Here is a 21,303-nt window from a genome sequence, read left to right as displayed (position 1 = left end):
AATTATTTTGTCACCATATTTGAATTAAAACTTATGGCCATCACACTATAAGCCGGCAACTGCAACACGCTATTTTTCACGTTGATGAGCTTTTCCTGGCGCATAGCATCAAACGTTTTCACCTTCATATCGCTTGGATTTCCATCAAAACCAACCACACGGCTGTCACCAGGAAGACTGATTCCGTCTAACTTTAAGTTAATTGTTGCAGGTAGAGCATTCACCAATTTCAACATTGTTTCGCCTGTTCTACTATCTTTTACCACACTAACAGCAACACGATAGGCCAAATCTTTGGCTATATCAACATGCGAAGTAACATATTGATTGCCTGAGAATTGAGAGAATAAGGCCTGGGTATGATAATTAGGAGTTGTCGTTATTTGAGACGCATTGAAATAAATGAGGTCAGGATTCCAGTTCTGATGCTTCTCATGACACAGCAAAGGAGCATAACTTGTCATTTCAACAATATCGCCATTACGCTCAATATTGCAAAGATGTATAGCCTCAGCAAGGGCCGACTCAACCGTTCTTGAGCGCGAAGCATACTCTCCCAAGTAAACTTTCGGACCTTTTCGGTCATATTGATCATAATAGTTTTGATTGTGAAGAAACCAGCCCGGTGATTCATAATAATGCTCGTCTACGGCATCTATAACTGATTTATTCGCCTTAGCAACCTTCCATCCTTCGATATAATCAGCCGAAGGATAATGGAAAGGACCAACAGTTCCAATAACTTCTATATCAGGATATTTTGCTTTTACAGCCTTGCAAATCATCAAATAGCGTTCTTCAAACGCCGTTGTAATAAGATCTTCATTGCCAATGCCTATCATCTTTAGATGGAAAGGAGCTGGATGTCCTGCGTCGGCACGCATCTTTGCCCACTTAGAAGAAGCCGGATTACCATTCGCCCACTCGATTAAATCCAACACATCTTGCACGTAAGCAGGCATCTGATTCATAGGAATTCCACATTGTTGCCCGGCTAAACCCTCTTTGTTTGCAGCCGAATTTTGACACGGAACGCCTGCAGCAAGCACAGGAAGTGGGGCTGCTCCAAGATCTTCGCATAGCTGAAAATATTCAAAAAAGCCTAAACCCTTTGTCTGATGATAGCCCCATATATTGCGATCGGGCTTGCGATCATAAAGTGGTCCAATACTTTCTTTCCAATGATAGATATTGTTTATTCCGTCACCATGCAGCATACAGCCTCCTGGAAAACGCATAAACTTTGGACGCAAGGCTGCAATTGTCTCGGCAATATCCTTACGCATGCCATGTCCTTTATAAGTATCGTGAGGAAAAAGTGACACCATGTCTATCGCAACATCTCCCGGTTTAGTGCTTACAATACGCAGACTGCAACGCACAGGTGTTACGGGCTGCGCCCTCTTTTTGGTCAAAGTATTTAGCGATAGCGAATAAGGCTGCCAGCTATTTCCCTCAACCTTCACCTTTCCTTCAGTCAAAACCTGCCCCAAAGAATCAACCAACTGAACGAGCAATGTAGCTTTCTTCTGACCAATACAACGTGCATAAACCGAAAAATCAAATTGTTCGCCATGGTCATAGATAACATTATCCCACCCATGATTCGTCAAAGTAGCTTGATTTAGAACTGCATAATGTGTATTGTTCTTACTCAATGGCTCTGCCGTTGCTATCACAATAGGTTTATCCGAGGTCCAAGCGGTCTGACTATTCCATCCTCGATGGTCGGCAGGAGAATACTCAAAATCTCCATTTTCAAGTAATTGTGCGTATAAACCACCATCAGCTGCACGACTAATATCTTCGAAAAATACGCCTATAAGCTTATCACTTATCGGTTTTGTTTTCGTGAGGTCAACATGCAAAGTAGCCTCAACAGGCCGATTCAAAGTTGCAAAACGCGACTTATCGTCTTTCATTTGCTCTGCATAACGCACGTTATCGGCTTTCAAACCAGCAAACCACGAACGAATAAACTGAAGATGATAAGCCGACACATCGAAAGCATTTCCCAAGAACTTTTTCCCATTTATCACGGCATTATCCTTCTGCCAAAGCACTTCATCGGCTTGTGATGGAATGGAATCTTCTTCAAAATGACGAAAATCTTCTGTGGCATGAACATAGCGTTTGCCTTTAGAAGTCTTCAAATAAATATCAAAAGAACCATCTCCCATTTGATAAACGACAGGACTTTTCACCCCTTTCTCACGCACAAGGGGATAATCTTGCGGGCGCCATGTAATGAGATCATCTGAATAAGCCGCTGCAAACACAGGCGCACTATCATTCACTGACCACACAGCACGCCACGTTCCGTCAGCAGCCTTAGTCACATAAGGGTCAAACATGCGTTTTTCTGCGCCCCATGGTCCATAGTCTGAGGCGCAAAGCTGACCCACTTCATGCCACTGATCATCGTCGCCGAGAAAGGCAAGATGAAGTCCTTCGCGCGCACTCGGTGAATAAACAAAGACCTGGCAGGTAGAATCTTTGCCCATAATCGTATAGGCTGGCGTTATATTTTGAGCTTGAACGGCTCCACCACCCAAGCATAATGCCAAGAAAAGTATTATCTTATGTTTCATGTTATATGATTTATTTTCATTTCGTTTGCGACACACTTTATCTCATTGAGAATCAGAATGTTTTGTTTCAGGCTTCAGCTGCTTCTGACTTTTGTATCAAATTGGCGCACGATTTGTGCCGTTTTAGCTCATCTTCTGCGTCAATTCACAGCATCGTTACTTTCAGTTTACTTTACCTGTTGTAGTAAAAAACGGGACTGACTCGCATCACTGCGTACCAGTCCCTATAAAAAAATTAGAGAGTTATAAAAAATCAAGTTACTACTTATGTTAATAAGTCTACTTGTAATATTCTTTTTTGCCTGCCGCCAACGTATTTTTCATTAGCGAACAGATTGTCATTGGGCCAACACCACCAGGAACTGGCGTAATAAATGCACATTTGGGTGCGACCTCATCAAACTTTACATCGCCGTTCAAACGAAAGCCACTCTTGCGTGTTTTGTCTTCAACGCGCGTGGTACCCACGTCAATTACGACAGCACCTTGCTTCACCATATCGGCTGTAACGAAGTTAGGTTGTCCGATAGCTGCAATGATTATATCGGCTTCACGACATTCTTTCTTCAAGTCTTTTGAATGACTGTGGCAGACAGTTACTGTCGCATCACCATATTGTTTCTGCATCATCAGCTGCGCCATAGGCTTTCCCACGATGTTACTTCGACCGAGAATAACACACTTCTTACCACTGGTTTCAATGTTATAGTGACTGAGAAGCGTCCATATTCCCAACGGAGTGGCAGAGATGAAACAGGGCAAACCAATGCACATTCTGCCTACATTGATGGGGTGAAATCCATCTACATCCTTACGGAAATCAATAGACATGATGACCTTTTGCTCGTCAATATGCCGCGGTAAAGGCAACTGAACGATAAATCCATCGACGTCTTTGTCTTTATTAAGTCGGTCTACACAAGCCAGCAACTCAGCCTCAGTAACATCCGCTTCATAGCGAATGAGCGTGGACTTGAAGCCACATTGCTCGCAAGCGATAACCTTATTGCGCACATAAGTTTCTGAACCGCCGTCATGACCCACTAACACTGCCACCAAATGGGGTTGTTTTCCACCAGCTGACACGATATTCTTTACCTCTTCAGCGATTTCAGCTTTGATTGCTGTTGCAGTTGCTTTACCGTCAATAATCTGCATGGTAGTGAATCAATTCGTCAGACTTTAGAACTTAGGCATACCCGGCATTTTCATACCTTTCATGCGACTCATCATGCTTGCCATTTGATTTCCCGTAACCATTTTCATCATTTTACGCGTCTGGTCAAACTGCTTGATGAGCTTATTCACCTCTTGTATATTCGTTCCTGAACCTTTTGCGATGCGTTGTCTGCGGCTCGTGTTGAGTATTTCAGGATTAGTGCGCTCCTTAGGTGTCATACTTTTGATGATGGCTTCAATGCCTTTGAACGCATTATCATCGATATCAACGTCCTTAATGGCTTTACCTACGCCCGGAATCATACTTGCTAAGTCTTTAAGATTGCCCATTTTCTTAATCTGTTCAATCTGACCGAGGAAGTCGTTGAAATCAAATTTGTTCTTTTGTATCTTCTTTTGGAGTCGTCTTGCCTCTTCTTCGTCGAACTGTTCTTGCGCGCGTTCAACGAGTGAAACGATATCACCCATGCCGAGAATTCGGTCAGCCATGCGCACAGGATGAAACGCATCAATCGCTTCCATCTTCTCTCCTGTGCCGACAAACTTAATGGGTTTCGTGACAACCGTACGTATTGAAAGCGCAGCTCCGCCTCGAGTGTCACCATCAAGTTTGGTCAAAACAACGCCATCGAAGTCGAGTCTGTCGTTAAATTCCTTTGCCGTGTTCACAGCATCTTGGCCAGTCATGGAGTCAACCACAAAGAGAGTTTCGTCTGGATGGAGTGCATTTTTGAGATTAGCAATCTCATTCATCATCTCTTCATCAACCGCAAGACGACCTGCAGTGTCGACAATAACAACATCATATCCCTTTGCTTTGGCCTCACGCACAGCGTTGTTAGCAATCGTAATGACATCTTTGCTCTCAGGTTCTGAGTATACAGGAACACCAATCTGCTCGCCAACGACTTTTAATTGCTGAATAGCAGCAGGACGATAAACGTCACAAGCCACCAACAAAGGTTTCTTATTGCGTTTGTTCTTAAGCAGGTTTGCGAGCTTTCCACTAAAAGTTGTCTTTCCCGAACCTTGCAAACCACTCATTAGAATGATGGCAGGATGGCCTTCAAGTTGAATGTCAACAGTGTCTCCTCCCATTAAATCGGCCAACTCATCATGCACAATCTTCACCATCAACTGACCCGGCTTAACTGCTGTAAGCACGTTCATGCCCATGGCTTTCTGCTTTACTGTGTCTGTAAAACTCTTGGCAACTTTGAAATTAACGTCTGCATCGAGCAGGGCTCTACGTACATCTTTCAACGTCTCTGCAACGTTAATCTCGGTGATTTGACCTTCACCTTTCAATATTTTGAATGATCGTTCTAACCTATCACTTAAGTTTTCAAACATAAATTAAAGTCTTTTTTTTATAATTCTCTCATTAAAAATGAGGTCTTCTTAGTGAGAATGAAAGTCAACTCATTTTAGACAATGCAAAAGTAAATAATATATAGGAAAAACACTACTATCTAAACATGAATTTATAAATAATTAAGAAAAAAATGATTCAACATGTTAAAATATGCCCAATGCATCTAAAAATTGAACAGTGAAACTAAAGGTAAATGATCACTAAATCCATTTTGATAACGCGCTCCATGGAAATTTCTCAATGGTTGGACTCCACCATAGATTTCATCTTCAGTTAAGAGGAATGGAAAGTCAGCCACATAACAACGCTGAAAGAAAGGAATCAGTGGGTCACTACAAAAGATATGGTCCAAACTTCCCCATTCTCCACGATATTTATACGTACCTTTCGCACCATGATTCCCAACAGCCGATGCAGAAATATCTAAGAAATCATGATGCATAACATACTGAATACTAACATCTTTTTGATAGTCGTTAAAGTCTCCCGCAATAACAATCTTTGCGTTGTTTGAATGATTTCTCACAGAATCGACAGCCTCAACCAATCGCTTTGCGACTGCCATTCGGTGATCACGAGTGGCTAATTCGCCGCCCATTCGACTTGGCGCATGCACCACAAACACATGAAGTGTGTCATCGTTTATTAGTTGTCCTGCCGCATAGAGTATATCTCGGGTTGGTCGCATGCCTTTAATCGGAGTCACACGGATGCTATTCCAGCGCAACAACTTAAATGTAAAAGGTGAATAAAGCAATGCAACATCAATGCCACGCACGTCAGGTGACTCGGTCATCACATACTCATAACGTGCCTGACGAAGTAGGGATCGTTTGGTAAGATCACGCACCACACTGTCATTTTCGACTTCACACAGTGCAACAAGATCAGGTAAAAGCCATTTGTTTTCATGCTTTCCACAAGCTATTATGGATTGACCAATGTGGTTAAGTTTATTCCAATAGCGACTTTTATTCCAGTGATGATAACTCTCTGGCAAGTATTCCATGTCTTGTTTCAAGCTATCATGTTGTGTGTCGAAAAGGTTTTCGCAGTTCAATTCAACGAAAGTGAAGACCCCAAGTAACAGATACAACCAGTGCATAAGCATTATTTCTAAGAGATATCTTCCTTTACATGTCGGCGAATCCGTGCGAGAAAGTCTTTCATTGCATCAGCATCTTTGTGGTCAATGATGTCAATGAGTTCTTTCAAAGCCTCTCTAATCTTAGCCACTTGCCCACTCGTGAACGGATTGAAGAGGATTTCTTGCAACAGATAATCATCCTCATTCAACACTCCTTTGGCTATTTTCATGTGCCGTTTGAATGTTGTTCCCGGCGCATCTTGATGCTTCATGACCGCGGCGAAGGCGAAAGTAGAGACAAACGGAATGCTCAATGAATAAGCAACTGTTTCATCATGTTCCTGAAAAGAATACTCATAGATGTTCAATCCCAGTCGTTGATAGAGGTCCTTAAAGAAGATTCGTCCCATATAATCCCCTTCATTGATGATAATTGCATTCTCTTCGTTCAGCTGATGTAGGTTGGCAAACGTCGGTCCAAACATGGGATGAGTGCTCACATAAGGTCGTTTGCAGGTCTCATAAAAAGCCTTTAAGCCCGTCTTTACACTTGCTATATCACTCAAAATGCAATCTTTCGGCAAATAAGGGAGCACTTCTTGAAATGCAGGAAGCGTGTATTTAACCGTCACAGCATTAATAACTAACTCGGGAGAAAACTGCTTTATCTCCTCAAGATCGGTGAATCTTTGGCAGTTATACGTAAAGCGCATGCGCCTAATATCCTTCTCATAGACGGCTACTTCGTGTTCAAAGCTGAGCAAATCGATAAAGAAACTCCCCATCTTTCCTGCTCCCATCACTAATATTTTCATGGCTATTGATTTATGATTTCCATCTGTTGACGAACACTTTCTTCGTGAATATGCTCGAAGATTTGAGCCGCAAACTCCGGACTCATGCCACAAAGACTCGCCTGAGCACCACGCTTTGACAGTATCTCATTATATCGGTTGGTCTGCAGAATCGTCATATTATGTTCCTTCTTATAAGTTCCAATCTCTCGGCAAATGCGCATTCTCCTGGCCAAAAGTTCCATCAATTGACTGTCAATATCATCGATTTGCGTTCTCAATTGGCGTATACCTTCGTTCGTTGTATGCTCATCTCGCACAATCAACAAACTCAATATATAATCCAAAATATCTGGAGCCACCTGCTGTTTGGCATCACTCCAAGCCTCATCGGGCGAACAATGGCTCTCAACTATCAATCCATCGAAGCCTAAATCCATTGCTTGCTGACACAAGGGTGCTATCAAATCGCGTCGTCCTCCAATATGACTGGGGTCGCAAATCAAGGGTAACTCGGGAATGCGTCGATGCAATTCTATCGGTATTTGCCACATGGGCTGATTGCGATAAATCTTCTTTTCGCAGCTCGAAAAGCCTCGATGAATTGCGCCCAAGCGTTTAATGCCCGCTTGATTCAGTCGTTGTAGTGCACCTATCCACAACTCAATATCGGGGTTTACGGGGTTTTTCACCAACACAGGAATATCAATTCCTTGCAAACAATCAGCCAAAGCCTGCATTGCAAAGGGGTTAGCGGTCGTGCGAGCTCCTACCCATAACACATCAATTTCATATTTCAGGGCCAATGCTACATGTTCAGGCGTGGCCACTTCTGTGGCTGTGAGCATGCCCGTTTGTGCTTTAACTTCTTTCATCCAAGGCAGAGCCATCTCACCATTTCCCTCAAATCCTCCGGGCTTTGTACGTGGTTTCCATATTCCTGCACGAAAGATGTGGCAACCTTTAGCAGCCAGTTGTTTTGCGGTGGTTAGCACTTGTTCTTCTGTTTCAGCTGAACACGGACCGGCAATCACGCAGGAAGGCCGCTCACTATCACTCGGTAAGTTTAATGCTTGTAATTCAAGTTCCATATCGTTTATATTTTTTTATGCTATATTATTTGCTTAATAATTGTCTGTTTTACTTGCAACGAAGCAAGTGTTACAATGAAAACTTCTACACGTTCAATGAAGTTCAAGTCTTCAAACCATGGAGACAGCGTGCTAAAATGAAACACTTGTGATTCTTTCTAAGGCTTCATTCAATAGTGTTTCGTTTGCACAAAGACTTAAACGCACATAGCGTTTGCCTCGCTCTCCAAAGATAAAACCGGGCGTTATAAAGACTTTGGCCTGATGAAGTATGGCTTCCGTGAAGTCTTCTACATCCGAATAACGCTCTGGTATGCGCCCCCAAAGAAACAAACCAACTTGCCGTGGGTCGAAAGAACAACCCAAAGCAGCCATTATTTTCTCGGCAATCTTTCTTCTGCGAAGATACACATTTACATTGAATTCGCGATGCCATGCATCGTCATTTGTGTTAAAAGCTTCAGCCGCTGCCAACTGCAAACCGCGAAATGTGCCACTATCAATGTTGCTTTTAATCTTTAATATCCAGCTGATAAACGTTGGATTGGCCACACACATACCGACACGCCAGCCCGGCATATTATAGGCTTTACTCATCGAATTGAACTCAATGCAACAATCACGCGCCCCTTCTATCTGCATAATTGACCTCTTTTCATCTGTATTAAGAATGAAAGAATAAGGATTATCATTAACAATAATAATGTCGTTTTCTTTGCCAAAGGCCACCAACCGCTCAAAAGTCTCACGATGGGCATTCCCTCCTGTGGGCATATTGGGATAGTTCACCCACATTAACTTGACGCCCGTGAGGTCCATTTTCTCAAGCAAGTCAAAGTCGGGTTGCCAGTCGTTGTCTTCACGAAGAGGATAGTTCACAATCTCTGCACCAAGAATTTTGCTCAGACTTGTATAGGTGGGATAGCCTGGATCGGGCACTAAGACCTTGTCCCCTGGGTCTACAAAGGCTAAGGTGGTATGCAAAATACCTTCCTTACTGCCTATCAAGGGCAGGATTTCTGTTTGTGCATCCAACGTAACTCCATACCAACGGCGATAGAAACCAGCCATAGCTTCGCGTAGTTCTGGCGTGCCAGCAGTTGGTTGATAGCCATGAGCATCGGGCTCACGCGATACTTCACACAACTTCTCTATGGTCTGTTTAGAAGGTGGAAGGTCGGGACTTCCAATGGCCAAACTAATAATTTGTTCCCCGGCAGCATTACGTTTAGCGATTTCTTTCAGCTTTCTACTGAAGTAATATTCCTGTATCTCAGTGACTCTTTTTGCAGCTTTCATATTCTCCAAGTATTTTAATGTTCTTTACAAGCGGTGTAATGGCGTCTATACTCTGGCGATATCGCGTTGGGTTTGCAAACGCAACATCGACATAGAACATATATTCCCACTCGCGACCAATAATCGGAAGTGACTGAATCTTAGTGAGATTGATGTCATAAAAGCTAAGAATGGTGAGTATCTTACTAAGGCTTCCTTCTTCATCAGGCAGGCTAAACACAAGGCTGGCCTTGTCAATTTGTATATCCGGCAACATGGAAGGAGCTTGCAAACTATAGCTCAACACAAGAAAACGCGTATAGTTGTGCTTATTGTCGTGTATGTCTTCTTGCAACACTTTCAGCCCATATAGCTGTGCTGCATAGTCAGAACAGATGGCAGCCCAACCGTGTTTGTCATGTAAAGCAATCTCTTCTGCACTGCCAGCTGTATCTTCTGACACGACTGCTTTGAATTCAGAATGTAGGTCAAGAAACTTGCGGCATTGTGCCAAGGCAACGGGGTGAGAATGTACTTCATGGATACTGTTCCAGTCGTCATCGGCAAGGCAGCAGATGGAATGCTTGATATGAAGTTTATGTTCGCCCACAACGACAACCCCACTCGACCGCAACAACTCATAATTATGAAGTAACGAACCTGCAATGGTATTCTCGATGGCAACCAATCCCATGATAGTTGCGTCTTGTTGAATGGCTTCGAACACCTGCTCAAACGTTTTACAACAAATCAATTCTATGGGTTCTCCTTCAAAAAACTGATGCGCTGCAATGTCATGAAATGAGCCTTTCGTGCCTTGTATTGCTATTTTCTTCATAGGTTAAAAATGAAAAACGGCCCTCACTCTATCAAGCGGGACCGTAGTGTATTTTGTTTTATTCTTTACTCAAACCTTAAGTTGAAATTCATACGCAACTTCCCGCTTCACAATTCTTTGCAAAGTAAAAATAATAATAAAAGAAAGATGCATATAAACTCATATCTTGTTTTTCTGATGTACAGTCACATTATACAACTGTTTCTTTTGCAAAAGTAAAGTTTTCATTTCATTCCACCAAACAATATGATAGTTTTCTTTCATAAAAAATAAAGATTTGAAAGATAGCCTCACTTCAAATGTCAAACATACATCATTCTCTTGAACCTCTCTATATGTTTGCACCATACTTTAATTTGACCCATTTCGTCGTCTGTTTTGATTCAATTCAGCTTGCAAAATGATAGGAATCACAGGCTAAAAACTTTTATTTCATTTTCTCGTTATTTTTCTTCCAAAAAACTTGCAAAAGGGGGTCATAATTTTGTATCTTTGTAACTGATATCTAAAATCATTCCGAAAGCACACGCTCTGGAAGTTTTAAGGGTAACAATAAGATTTGCTTTTGTTCAGCAATACCAACTAACTGTGTCTCAACATGAGTCATAGCAGGGGGATTATTGCATAAAAAGAGATACACATTATTAATATAAGGATAACATTATTTCAGCTAATAAAAAAACCATTAAATCTTATGGATATGATAAAAACAATTACATTGGCGGGCAACAAGACAGCTCGCAACAGACGCAACACAGGCAGTTCACAACTTCATTTGCGCCTTGAACTATCGTTTCTAAACTCATATGACATGGCAATGCTAAAAGAAAAATATAGTATTGCCGGCTGGGGCGTTGCCATTTACATGATGAAATTTCTGTTAGAACGACGCACTAATTGTCGCGCTCCGCTCTATGCTATCTCAGAAATTGCCCATGGTTGTCACAAAAGTCCTAAGTTTGTATTGCAACTTATCAATGACTTCCCTTCATTGTTCCAAATTGAAAGCAACAAAAAGGTATTTTATAGTCCGTTTTTACAGCAACTCTTTGGCGAATGTTCAGCAAGGAATGAAGAGACAAACGATGGTTTAGAAAAATTAACAAATAGGCATATTGATAATCAATCACTTAGCCTTCCTAAGAACAAAGAACTAAAACAAGAACAAAGAACGACGAAAGAGAAAAAGAGAAAGCCCTCCCCCAACCCCTCACAAGGAGGGGAGTTCGACGCCGACGAAGGTTGTTTGATGAAGAATTCCGACGCCGACGCAACTTTGAAGCATGAGGAAGTAGCTCGTAATGTAGTAGCTATGAGTCAGACTTCCCCAACAGAAAGGGCCACCAAACAGCACGAAGCAGGCGTTAGTCGTGAGCTATTGGCAAAACTCTATCAAGATAACGACTACATGATATGCCTCGAACGCATTGGAAATCTGGCTGTGCGCACAAACTGTATTGTGCGGCGCAACCTGCTCTTTTGGTTCTATCACTACTGCCAGTCGCATGGGAAACTGGTCAGAGACGAGGCTGATGCCAAGGACTATCTATCCAATTTGATGCGTCCCGGCAGTAATACGCGTGCCCAATTTATGGCTTATCAAAACAAGATTTATGCTATTGAATGGGAGAAGAAACATGCTTCTGGGCAAGAAAATAATAGTAAGACGAACGTCATAAACCCTGCAAATGGCTATCCACAAAGTCCGTTTGCAACCCTTTCGTATAGCTAAGTCATACAACTTTGAAAGAGGTTGTGCTGCCACATGCTGCACTTTATGGGCTGATTCAGTCCGTAAAGTGATGAACCTCACATGGATAAGCGCAATGAAAAGAGAGAAAATACCTCACAAAAAGATTGGATAAAAGAAAGAGATATTGTATCTTTGCCTATAATCTATTCATCCTTGTGCCACAAACATCGTGCTTTGTGCCTCGAAAGTCAAGGATATGATTTGACAAAAAGATGATTGTTGAAAACAAAAAAGACTGAACATGAGAAAACTACTGACGCTGATGATGACACTCATTGTGGCAATCTCGTTTGTACATTGTACGGCTAAGCCCAAGGATAAGGCTGAAACTATGGCACAACAACCAGCGACCTTGCCCACAAAATATGATAGTGTGCTGACAAAGGAGCAGTTAAAAAATATGGGAATTGATTGGAACACGCTCAAGAAACACCTGACTTTGCAAGACAGAGCCTGGTATGGTGGAGACTTTAGAGACGACCAGTCCAAGCCAAGATATGTGCCTACACGCGAAGATTTCGACCTAACAATTCCGTTGGTTGAATACTATCTGCAGACACATGGCTACCAAAAGCCTTCTGAAGAAGTGTTTCTTAGGCAGATACAGCAGGTTTATGGCAAGAAAATTAGCCTTCAATCGCGCGCATATCAGCCTTTATGGAGTGACAACGACTATGATTTTGCGTCAAATCATTTTGCATTATGTTCATCGAGAATCATCACTTTCAACTGGCTTCTCAATGATATGGTGTCGATAAAAGGCAATAAGGTCGTCTTGGATCCATGCTTTTTTAAACAGATTTTGGCGCTAAACAACTTTGTTTTCTATGGAAAGGCGACGGCTTTCAACTATCTTAAACACATGAATGCCAACAGCTTTAGCAACAATTATGGGGGAGTTGGCGACATTTATGGAGGGCAAGAGATGCTGAAAGACCTCTTTTGTACGTATAATTATTATGGGAATGCCATGCTCAATCAATGGGTTTTCAAGTCAAATAAAGAGTCTGCGCTCGGCTTTTTCCAAAGAATCTTCGTAAAGTCTGCCACAAACAAGCTCGTGGTTCATTTGCCTTTAATTGAAACTATCGAAAGAAACACTACAGGAAATGACCATGATTATTATGATCATCATTTCGCTTTGTATGTGATGGAGTTGCTAAGAGATAATAAAAATAATGTTTATCACTTCAACCTTGAACAGAAAGCACGAATCTTTTGCTATTTTGCAAACTCGGAATATAAGATTCGTAACCGATATAAAGACTTCATGATGCCCGATGATCCCGATGCAAGCTGGGACCAAACTGCCTGGACTTCGGTGATGATGGAGGATTGTAAGGAGATTTATAATACTGCACGTGCCAACAATTTCTATGGCATTTGCAAACCCAATATGCTGAAAGAAATGGCTGAGAAATGGGGAGTGAGGGAGTATAATTAAAGAAATGAGGACGGAAAATGAAAAAGAAGAGCAAAGAATAAAGCCATTCTACCTGTTCGGTTGAATACAAACAGACGCACAGCGAAAGCCACATCGCCTGTTTTATTGCTTGATTCTTTCCTCTTCTTTGTGTTGTATAGCTACTTAGAAACTAAAGTTTACTGTCGCAGCGACATCGTTTAAACGCTTTGAATCATTAATACTTGGATACTTCTTCAACATATTGCAGAAGCCAATGTGAGCCTGAACACCAAAGCGCCAATGCTTTCCGGTTTGATAATAAACACCGGGCTGTATGCCAAAGTCAAAGTTTTTATATATCTTTTTGTGGTTTAACTCGTCCTGAGGATCGTCATCTACATAATGAGTACTATTCGAAGTAAGGAATGAAAAGACTGGACCAAGCTCGGCAACAAAGCCTTTTTCACCACGCGCATGCTGGTGATATTGCAACAAAACAGGTACATCAATAAAAGAACAATCATCAGATTCTACGCCAACTACATCGCCTTTGAAAGGATCTTCGAATACAGTTCTATAAGAAACCCCGGGCATAATCGACCAGTTTTCAGCCAGATAATAATTCAATCCATAGCCAATTCGGAGAGAATAATGTACATTGTACTTTGCCAAACTGGCCACTCCTACGCCTAAATTGAAGTTATGTTCAATCTTATGTTCCTGTGCATGGCTCACAAAAACAAGGCATAAAGCCAACATTGTGGTAATAAATTTGCGGTTCATAAATATAAATAAAGATTTAATTAAACTATTTCCTTCTATGCATGCAAATTTAATCAAACAATGATTTGCAACCAAATATTCGATGTTCTTTTTTTAATCAATATATAAAAAAAAACAAATTACTCAAAAATTTGTAACATTTCACAAGCTAATGTTAAACTAATCTAAAGCCAAGTCGCTTTATTTACAAACTCCTATACACAGCAAACGCTGCATGCTGCCCAAGCATACAGCGCCTAAGAGGATACAGCCTAACGGCTTCTTAATGATCATTTCCTGAATAAACCTCCTTAACAACTATAACCTATCGAATCTAAATTGAAGCTTTATTAATGCGAATTGTAAATATTACGCTAAATAGAGACGTTTCGCTTCTTACCTTTCGACGCCTCGAAAACATTCCTATTAAGATGAGATTCACTCATCTTGATAATCAATAAAATAACTTTCTATCTGCCACAAAAATAGAGAAAGCAAAACAAAAAAGCAAGCATTAGTACAAAGTTTAACATTGTTGGCGAACACATATCAATGCTTAACAACTATAATTTGACAATGTTCACCAAACAATGTAACTAACAGAGTATCTGCAATATACGCTCTGCACTTCGTCCATCCCATCGATCGGGAATACCAGCAGCTTTCCATCGTCCGGCAATCATCTCCGAAACATAAGTGCGAAGCTGTTCAGGATCTTCCCCAACCAAGACATTTGTGCCCACTTTTACCGTCTCAATATGTTCTGTATAGCTGTTTAGCGTGATACAAGGAACTTGATTAAACGTTGCTTCTTCAGCCACATTGCCGCTATCAGTGATGATTCCTGCCGCGTGAGCAGTAATATATCCAAAGTCAAGATAACTCTGAGGAGGAACCAAAGTGATGACAGAGGGGTAACTTGTTTCAGCCAAAATCTCTTTCACAATGGCTGCAGCCTTCCCGCGAAGTGGAGCAATAATGGGGAAGGTTGCATCCTTTAGTCCACCTATAATAGCCCTAATCAGCTCTGAAAGATGGGCTTTATTTTCAATTAAAGCCTTGCGATTGAGCGTGAAAACAAGGTATCTATGGTCGTCAAGTCCAAGCTTATCAAGGATAGCGGGACGCTTAAGACGACCATGATTGTAGCGAAGATTGTCGATAAGGATATTTCCTACCATGTAAACCTTACTCAATTCAGCCCCTTCTTTATTAGCAATGTTGTTGTTACTAATTCCAGCTGTGAAGAGAATATCACTCAAACCATCAATAACAAGGCGATTAATCTCCTTCGGCATACTAATGTCAAAGCTTCTCGTTCCAGCCGCAATATGAGCTAATTTGATTCCTTGTTTCTTGGCAACTATGGCTGCTGCCATCGTACTTGCAAGGTCATCAACGACAATTACAACGTCCGTTGGGTGCTGCTGTAAGTACAATTCAAACTTCGACATGACTTGACCTGTGAGCTCATTCAGGTTCTCACAGTCAACCCCTAAATACACATCAGGCCGACTTATCTCTAAATCATTGAAGAGAGATGGCTCAAGTGAAGGGTCGTCTTCAGTCCCAGTGTAAATCAACTGATAGTTAACTCCACCGAAATGTTTATTGTTTCTTATAGCGCGTATAATCGGAGCAACCTTCATTAAGTTAGGGCGTGCACCGCAAACGATAGCAATATTCATAGTTAAGTGTTTTAATACAAAAGTAAGAAAATATCACAAGACAATGAAACAAAAGTCAAGTTAATTTCTTATTCGCCTTTGAAAAGTTCTTTAATTCCACCAATACTTCCCATGAGATTCGACGCTTCATAAGGCAAGAACACCGTCTTGTTCTTATCACCTTGGGCTAACTCCTGCATCATTTGAATGTACTTCTGCGCAAGTAGATAGTTGGCAGGGTTCGTACTCTTACCAACGGCCTCTGTAATCTTAGCGATTGCGATAGCTTCTGCCTCAGCTTTGCGAATACGTGCAGTCGCTTCACCCTCTGCATTGAGAATAAATTGCTGCTTGGCAGCCTCAGCTTTGTTGATGATGGCAGCCTTATCACCTTCACTTTGCAAGATTTGTGCCTGCTTGTCACCCTCACTTGTCAAGATGGTGGCAAGCTTATTGCGCTCTGCTTGCATTTGTTTCTCCATGGCTTGAAGCACACTTTGTGGAGGAGTTATATCCTGAAGTTCGACACGATTGACTTTAATTCCCCATTTGTTTGTGGCATCATCCAACACACCGCGAAGCTTTGTATTGATAACATCACGGCTTGTCAGTGTCTGATCCAATTCCATTTCGCCAATGATATTACGCAAAGTGGTTTGTGTTAACTTCTCAATTGCGTTCGGAAGATTATTAATTTCATAGACAGCCTTAAAGGGATCAACAATCTGGAAATAGAGTAAGGCATTGATTTGCATTTGAATGTTGTCCTTGGTAATTACATTCTGGCGTGCAAAATCATACACCTGCTCACGCAAATCAATGGTATTGGTATAGACATAACGGCCATTGTGCATCGCCACAACAGTCTTTGTGCGGTCTACAAAGGGGATAATCAGATTAATACCAGGTTTAAGTGTGGCAAAATACTTACCCAAACGCTCCACAATACGAGTCTCACTTTGTGGAATAATGACTACGGTCATCTTGATAAAAATAATGGCTAATACTACAAATACAGCCGCTGCATAATAAATTCCCATACGTTTAATTTTATGTTATTCGTTAAAGATTAGATTAATTTCACTGTGACAATGATTGAATCACGGCCAATAATTTCTACCTTATTGCCTTTTTTAATTTCTTGTGGAACCTGACTGACAGCCTTCCACTCGTCACCATCCACCTTCACATAACCGCTTCCACCTGCCGGAATGGCTTCAATGACGATTCCAATCCTACCAATCAATGCGTCGGCATTACTGAGACGGTTTTCACCATAGGCGTGAAAACGATGCAAAATCTTGGGACGTATGAGCCAAATACTTAGGACTGAGCAGACAGCGCCTATCGAAATCTGGGCCCAGAAAGGCAAAAAGAACGAAGAGCCCAAGGAAAACAGAGCACCAATAGCCAAACAAGTGATGAAGAAATCACCCGAACTCAATTCCAAAATAAGGCAACTAAAAATGATAATTGCCCAGAAAATCCATAAGTTACTTACGATATAATCTATCATGGCTATGATTATTTAAAGATGAAACACTATATAAATTACTATCTAAAAAGGGGACTTATATTGTCAAATCCCTACGCTCTCCTCCCCGATGAGGAAAGAGAGAGCCGGGATTCCCTATATTTATCTTCTTCGTTTACTGGTTTTCTTCTTGCCAGCACTAACTTTCATTGTCGGAACTGACTTCGAAGCATAACCTGAAGCCTCATAATACTTCATGGCAGTTGGCATCCATTGCTGAATAGCAGCTATACGTTTGGCATCACTTGGGTGGTCACTGAACATGTCATTACTATTATTACTGCCACTCTGTGCAGCCATTCTTTGCCAGAAAGGCACTGCCTCACGTGGGTCATATCCAGCCATTGCCGCAAAGATTAGACCGATATGGTCGGCTTCAGTCTCGTTATCTCGGCTATAACGTAGATTGGCAAAACTGAATCCTTGCTGTGCAACCGCACCGGCTAAATCGCCTACTGACTGGCCCGCTATAGCCCCAAGAATCTGACTTCCGATTTGAGTTCCATAGCTTTGGCGTATCTTTTTCGACATCTGTTCAGCGCTATGCTTTGCTACAGCGTGTGCAATCTCGTGACCAAGTACGATAGCCAACGAGGCTTCATCTTGTGTTACAGGCAACAAACCCTCATAAACCACAATCTTACCCCCTGGCATACAGAACGCATTTACATTCTTATCGGCCACAAGATTGAACTCCCATGCGAAGTTCTTAATCTCATCTGCAGCACCATTATTACGCAAATAAGCCTCTACCGCAGTAGCCAATCGACGGCCAACACGCTTTACCATAGCCGTGTTTGCAGCGTTTGTAGACAGCGTTGCGCTTCTCATATACTTGCTATATTCCTCTTTACTAAGACTCAACACTTGTGCATCACTCACCAACAGCGAATGTTTTCGACCCGTCACAGGCACAGTTTGTGTCGTTCCACATGCTGCCATGACCAACGAAACAGCCAAGATGAGCAGCATACTACTTACTTTCTTCATATCCTTTTCAATCTCTAATTTAACAATTATATTGCTGCAAATATAATCTAAAAAGTGAGAATAACAAAGAAAAAACATTATTTTTCAGTATGTTTTGCATTCTCTCATGCCTTCATCCCCCTCCCCCGCTTTGCAAAATGTACGTAATTAGGCGATGAAATGGGCTGGATGACGCCGCCAAATGGCCCTTTTCACGAGATGAAATGCACCACTTTTCTTGGTTCAATAAAATAAGATGGAGAGTTAAAGAACTTTCTATGGAAGGGAACAAAAAGGAAACATGAGCAAAATTAACACAAACAAAAAAAGAGAAGTTCTGAATTGAACCTCTCTTTTATTGTGACTTCGCTGGGATTCAAACCCGGAACCTTCTGATCCGTAGTCAGATGCTCTATTCAGTTGAGCTACGAAGCCATCCGTTTAGGATGCAATAAAAAGTGACTTCGCTGGGATTCAAACCCGGAACCTTCTGATCCGTAGTCAGATGCTCTATTCAGTTGAGCTACGAAGCCATTTCCTTAATTGCGTGTGCAAAGGTAATACTTTTTATTAAATAACCGAAAACAAAGCCCTAATAAATATTACAATTAACGTTTATTAATTGTTTTCATACCATTATTGATAGCGATATACAGATAATATGCAATAATAAGAGCGCAAGGAGAAATGGGAAGCATGAGCAAAGAAAAAGCCCATTGCAAAATGAAATGATTCATTCTGCAATGAGCTTTGACTGATTTTATCGTCTGTTTCCTATGGGATTACCACACGAAATGACTGCTTTTCCATCTTATTTAATCATGTCTACCGAGCGTTTTAGGAACTCGTCGAGCGCCTTTCCCTTAAGCATTCCATTTTGAAGGAGGGCAAGGTCTATAAGCTGATGAACGACATTATTGCCTTTTGCATAAGCCTCAATCACCTCTGTTTGCTTATTCTTCTGCTCATCAACAGCCTTTTCGGTATTCTGCAAGTCGTCTTTCTCCTCCTGAGTCAACTCTTCTGGCTTCTTCTTATCCTGGCTCTGACGAAGTGCTGCAAGGCGTGCTTGCTGGCCTTTCAGCTCACTTAATATAGGTTTCAAAGCCTCAGCTGTGTTATTATTGCAGTCATTAAGCACCTGTTTTACAAGCACATGATCACTATTTAACACTAAGGTGAAGCTGTCAGGCATCTGTTGATAGAAGCTCATTCCTGGCTGGAACTGACTCATTTGCTTCATACGACGCATATATTCATTTTGAGTAATGACAACAGGTTGACTGTTTTCGCCTAATGATTGAACTTCAACATTGAACTCAACTTTATCGAGTTTTGGCATTTGTGAACGGAAAACCTGACTCAAATTATCGCTATCTTCCGATGAGATATCAGTCTGTTTCTGGTCTGATTTCACTATAAGTCTGTCAACAATATCGGCATCTACGCGTGTGAAACGAGACTTTTCAAACTTCTGTTCAAGCATGCTTACCAATGGAGTATCAAGCTGTCCATCGAGCAACAACACGTTATAGCCTTTATTCTTTGCTGCCTCTATGTAGGTGTATTGCTCCTCAACATTGTTTGCATAGAGATAAACCAAATAACCTTCCTTGTCAGTTTGCTCATCCTTGATAAGCGTTTTGTATTCTTCAAACGTGAAATGTTTCCCATCAACATCCTTGAACAACGCGAAATCCTTTGCGCGATCATAGAAGTCTTCCTGTGAAAGCATACCATAGTTGATAAAGAGTTTCAAGTTATCCCACTTCTCTTCATAAGCCTTTCTGTCTTCTTTGAAGATACTTTGCAAGCGATCTGCCACCTTCTTTGTTATGTAAGTAGAGATCTTTTTCACGTTTGCATCGCTCTGCAAATAGCTGCGACTAACGTTCAATGGGATATCCGGTGAATCAATAACTCCATATAACAACGTCAAGAATTCAGGCACAATGCCCTCTACATGGTCTGTAACGAACACTTGATTGCAATAGAGTTGAATCTTGTTTCGTTGCAAATCAATGTTATTTTTGATACGTGGGAAGTAGAGAATACCCGTGAGATTAAACGGATAATCCACATTCAAATGAATCCAGAATAAAGGTTCATCCTGCATAGGATAAAGCTCTTGATAGAACTTTTTATAGTCTTCGTCTTTCAATGTTGACGGAGCTTTCGTCCAAAGTGGTTCGATATCATTGATAACATTGTCTTTATCTGTGTCGACCATCTTGCCATCTTTCCACTCTTGTTTCTTGCCAAAGACGATTGGAACGGCCATAAACTTGCAATACTTATTAAGCAGTTCCTCTATCTTCTGCTTGTTCAAGAACTCTTTGCAGTCATCACTGATGTGAAGAACAATATCACTTCCGCGGCTCTCTTTGTCTACTTCAGTTATCTCATAGGCTGGAGTTCCATCACAAGTCCACTTGAATCCTTTACTTCCTTCCTTGTAAGAACGCGTTATAATGTCAACACGATCGCTCACCATGAAGCTCGAATAGAAACCTAATCCGAAATGACCAATAATGGCATTTGCATTATCTTTATATTTATCTAAGAAGTCACTAACTCCTGAAAAGGCTATTTGATTGATGTATTTCTCAATCTCTTCTTCGGTCATACCAATACCATTGTCACTGATAGTGATAGTCTTTGCCTCCTCATCAAGCTTAACATTCACTTTCAAATCACCGAGTTCGCCTTTAAACTCGCCTTTATCTGCAAGGGTCTTTAACTTCTGAATAGCATCTACACCATTACTAACCATCTCGCGTAAGAAGATCTCATGGTCTGAATAAAGAAACTTTTTGATGACGGGGAAGATGTTTTCTGTGGTAACCCCGATATTTCCTTTCTGCATAATATATAATGTTTTAATTTTCTGTTCACGACAAATACAAACACCGTGCCAACTGACAGGCTGGCACATATTGCCCTATCCACCACTCCATTTATGTCAGTATTATTTATGTTT

The 21,303-nt window shown here is 41.3% G+C and carries 16 protein-coding genes and 2 tRNA genes; 2 read left to right on the top strand and 16 right to left on the bottom strand.

Going from position 1 to position 21,303, the window contains the following annotated elements; all coding sequences use genetic code 11:
- Positions 1–2: 2 nt before the first annotated feature.
- The 8 genes from HMPREF9420_RS00150 to HMPREF9420_RS00115 all read right to left on the bottom strand — a co-directional run bounded on the left by HMPREF9420_RS00150 (position 3) and on the right by HMPREF9420_RS00115 (position 10,233).
- A complete protein-coding gene (locus tag HMPREF9420_RS00150; RefSeq protein WP_007133327.1) occupies positions 3–2,591 on the bottom strand; it encodes an alpha-L-arabinofuranosidase C-terminal domain-containing protein in 2,589 nt (862 codons plus the stop codon).
- A gap of 279 nt (positions 2,592–2,870) precedes the next feature.
- Positions 2,871–3,749 carry a bifunctional methylenetetrahydrofolate dehydrogenase/methenyltetrahydrofolate cyclohydrolase FolD gene (gene folD, locus HMPREF9420_RS00145; RefSeq protein WP_007133325.1) on the bottom strand — a complete coding sequence of 293 codons (879 nt, stop codon included), beginning with the start codon at positions 3,747–3,749 and terminating at the stop codon, positions 2,871–2,873.
- Between the two features lie 24 nt (positions 3,750–3,773).
- Positions 3,774–5,123 carry a signal recognition particle protein gene (gene ffh, locus HMPREF9420_RS00140; protein WP_007133324.1) on the bottom strand — a complete coding sequence of 450 codons (1,350 nt, stop codon included), beginning with the start codon at positions 5,121–5,123 and terminating at the stop codon, positions 3,774–3,776.
- Between the two features lie 185 nt (positions 5,124–5,308).
- On the bottom strand, positions 5,309–6,250 hold the full coding sequence (locus tag HMPREF9420_RS00135) for an endonuclease/exonuclease/phosphatase family protein (protein WP_044078980.1): 942 nt from the start codon (positions 6,248–6,250) through the stop codon (positions 5,309–5,311).
- An 11-nt stretch (positions 6,251–6,261) separates the two neighbouring features.
- The gene (locus HMPREF9420_RS00130) at positions 6,262–7,047 is read right to left on the bottom strand and encodes a prephenate dehydrogenase/arogenate dehydrogenase family protein (RefSeq protein ID WP_007133322.1); all 786 of its coding nucleotides are present in this window, start codon (positions 7,045–7,047) and stop codon (positions 6,262–6,264) included.
- Between the two features lie 2 nt (positions 7,048–7,049).
- Positions 7,050–8,117, bottom strand: a complete 1,068-nt coding sequence (locus HMPREF9420_RS00125) for a bifunctional 3-deoxy-7-phosphoheptulonate synthase/chorismate mutase type II (RefSeq protein ID WP_007133321.1) — start codon at positions 8,115–8,117, stop codon at positions 7,050–7,052.
- Positions 8,118–8,249: 132 nt separating this feature from the next.
- Positions 8,250–9,416 (bottom strand): pyridoxal phosphate-dependent aminotransferase, encoded by a 1,167-nt coding sequence (locus HMPREF9420_RS00120; protein ID WP_044078978.1) that lies wholly within the window; start codon positions 9,414–9,416, stop codon positions 8,250–8,252.
- Complete coding sequence (locus tag HMPREF9420_RS00115) at positions 9,391–10,233, bottom strand: prephenate dehydratase (RefSeq protein ID WP_007133318.1); 843 nt, start codon at positions 10,231–10,233, stop codon at positions 9,391–9,393. The genes HMPREF9420_RS00120 and HMPREF9420_RS00115 overlap by 26 nt, the downstream gene beginning before the upstream one ends.
- Before the next feature lie 694 nt (positions 10,234–10,927).
- Here HMPREF9420_RS00115 and HMPREF9420_RS14455 point away from each other — a divergent pair.
- Positions 10,928–11,965, top strand: coding sequence for a DUF7833 domain-containing protein (locus HMPREF9420_RS14455; RefSeq protein ID WP_007133316.1), 1,038 nt, complete (start codon positions 10,928–10,930; stop codon positions 11,963–11,965).
- Positions 11,966–12,227: 262 nt separating this feature from the next.
- Positions 12,228–13,430 (top strand): hypothetical protein, encoded by a 1,203-nt coding sequence (locus HMPREF9420_RS00105; RefSeq protein WP_007133315.1) that lies wholly within the window; start codon positions 12,228–12,230, stop codon positions 13,428–13,430.
- Between the two features lie 144 nt (positions 13,431–13,574).
- On the opposite strand, the gene HMPREF9420_RS00100 is transcribed toward HMPREF9420_RS00105, so the two are convergent.
- The 8 genes from HMPREF9420_RS00100 to htpG all read right to left on the bottom strand — a co-directional run bounded on the left by HMPREF9420_RS00100 (position 13,575) and on the right by htpG (position 21,189).
- Complete coding sequence (locus HMPREF9420_RS00100; RefSeq protein WP_007133314.1) at positions 13,575–14,174, bottom strand: porin family protein; 600 nt, start codon at positions 14,172–14,174, stop codon at positions 13,575–13,577.
- A 575-nt stretch (positions 14,175–14,749) separates the two neighbouring features.
- Positions 14,750–15,841 carry a UDP-N-acetyl glucosamine 2-epimerase gene (locus HMPREF9420_RS00095; protein ID WP_007133313.1) on the bottom strand — a complete coding sequence of 364 codons (1,092 nt, stop codon included), beginning with the start codon at positions 15,839–15,841 and terminating at the stop codon, positions 14,750–14,752.
- Positions 15,842–15,909: 68 nt separating this feature from the next.
- Entirely contained in the window at positions 15,910–16,860 is a 951-nt protein-coding gene (locus HMPREF9420_RS00090) for an SPFH domain-containing protein (RefSeq protein ID WP_007133312.1), read from the bottom strand.
- A gap of 29 nt (positions 16,861–16,889) precedes the next feature.
- Positions 16,890–17,336, bottom strand: coding sequence for an NfeD family protein (locus tag HMPREF9420_RS00085; protein WP_007133311.1), 447 nt, complete (start codon positions 17,334–17,336; stop codon positions 16,890–16,892).
- 120 nt (positions 17,337–17,456) lie between these two features.
- Positions 17,457–18,344, bottom strand: a complete 888-nt coding sequence (locus HMPREF9420_RS00080; RefSeq protein WP_036907230.1) for a M48 family metallopeptidase — start codon at positions 18,342–18,344, stop codon at positions 17,457–17,459.
- Positions 18,345–18,684: 340 nt separating this feature from the next.
- Positions 18,685–18,758 (bottom strand) — tRNA-Arg (locus HMPREF9420_RS00075).
- 24 nt (positions 18,759–18,782) lie between these two features.
- Positions 18,783–18,856, bottom strand: a tRNA-Arg gene (locus tag HMPREF9420_RS00070).
- A gap of 278 nt (positions 18,857–19,134) precedes the next feature.
- Positions 19,135–21,189 carry a molecular chaperone HtpG gene (gene htpG, locus HMPREF9420_RS00065; protein WP_044078623.1) on the bottom strand — a complete coding sequence of 685 codons (2,055 nt, stop codon included), beginning with the start codon at positions 21,187–21,189 and terminating at the stop codon, positions 19,135–19,137.
- Positions 21,190–21,303: the final 114 nt, after the last annotated feature.

The organism is Segatella salivae DSM 15606 (assembly GCF_000185845.1).
In the GTDB taxonomy this organism is placed as follows: Bacteria; Bacteroidota; Bacteroidia; order Bacteroidales; family Bacteroidaceae; genus Prevotella; species Prevotella salivae.
Note: the sequence above shows the minus strand (reverse complement) of the source record. Positions and strands in the feature narration are given on the sequence as shown.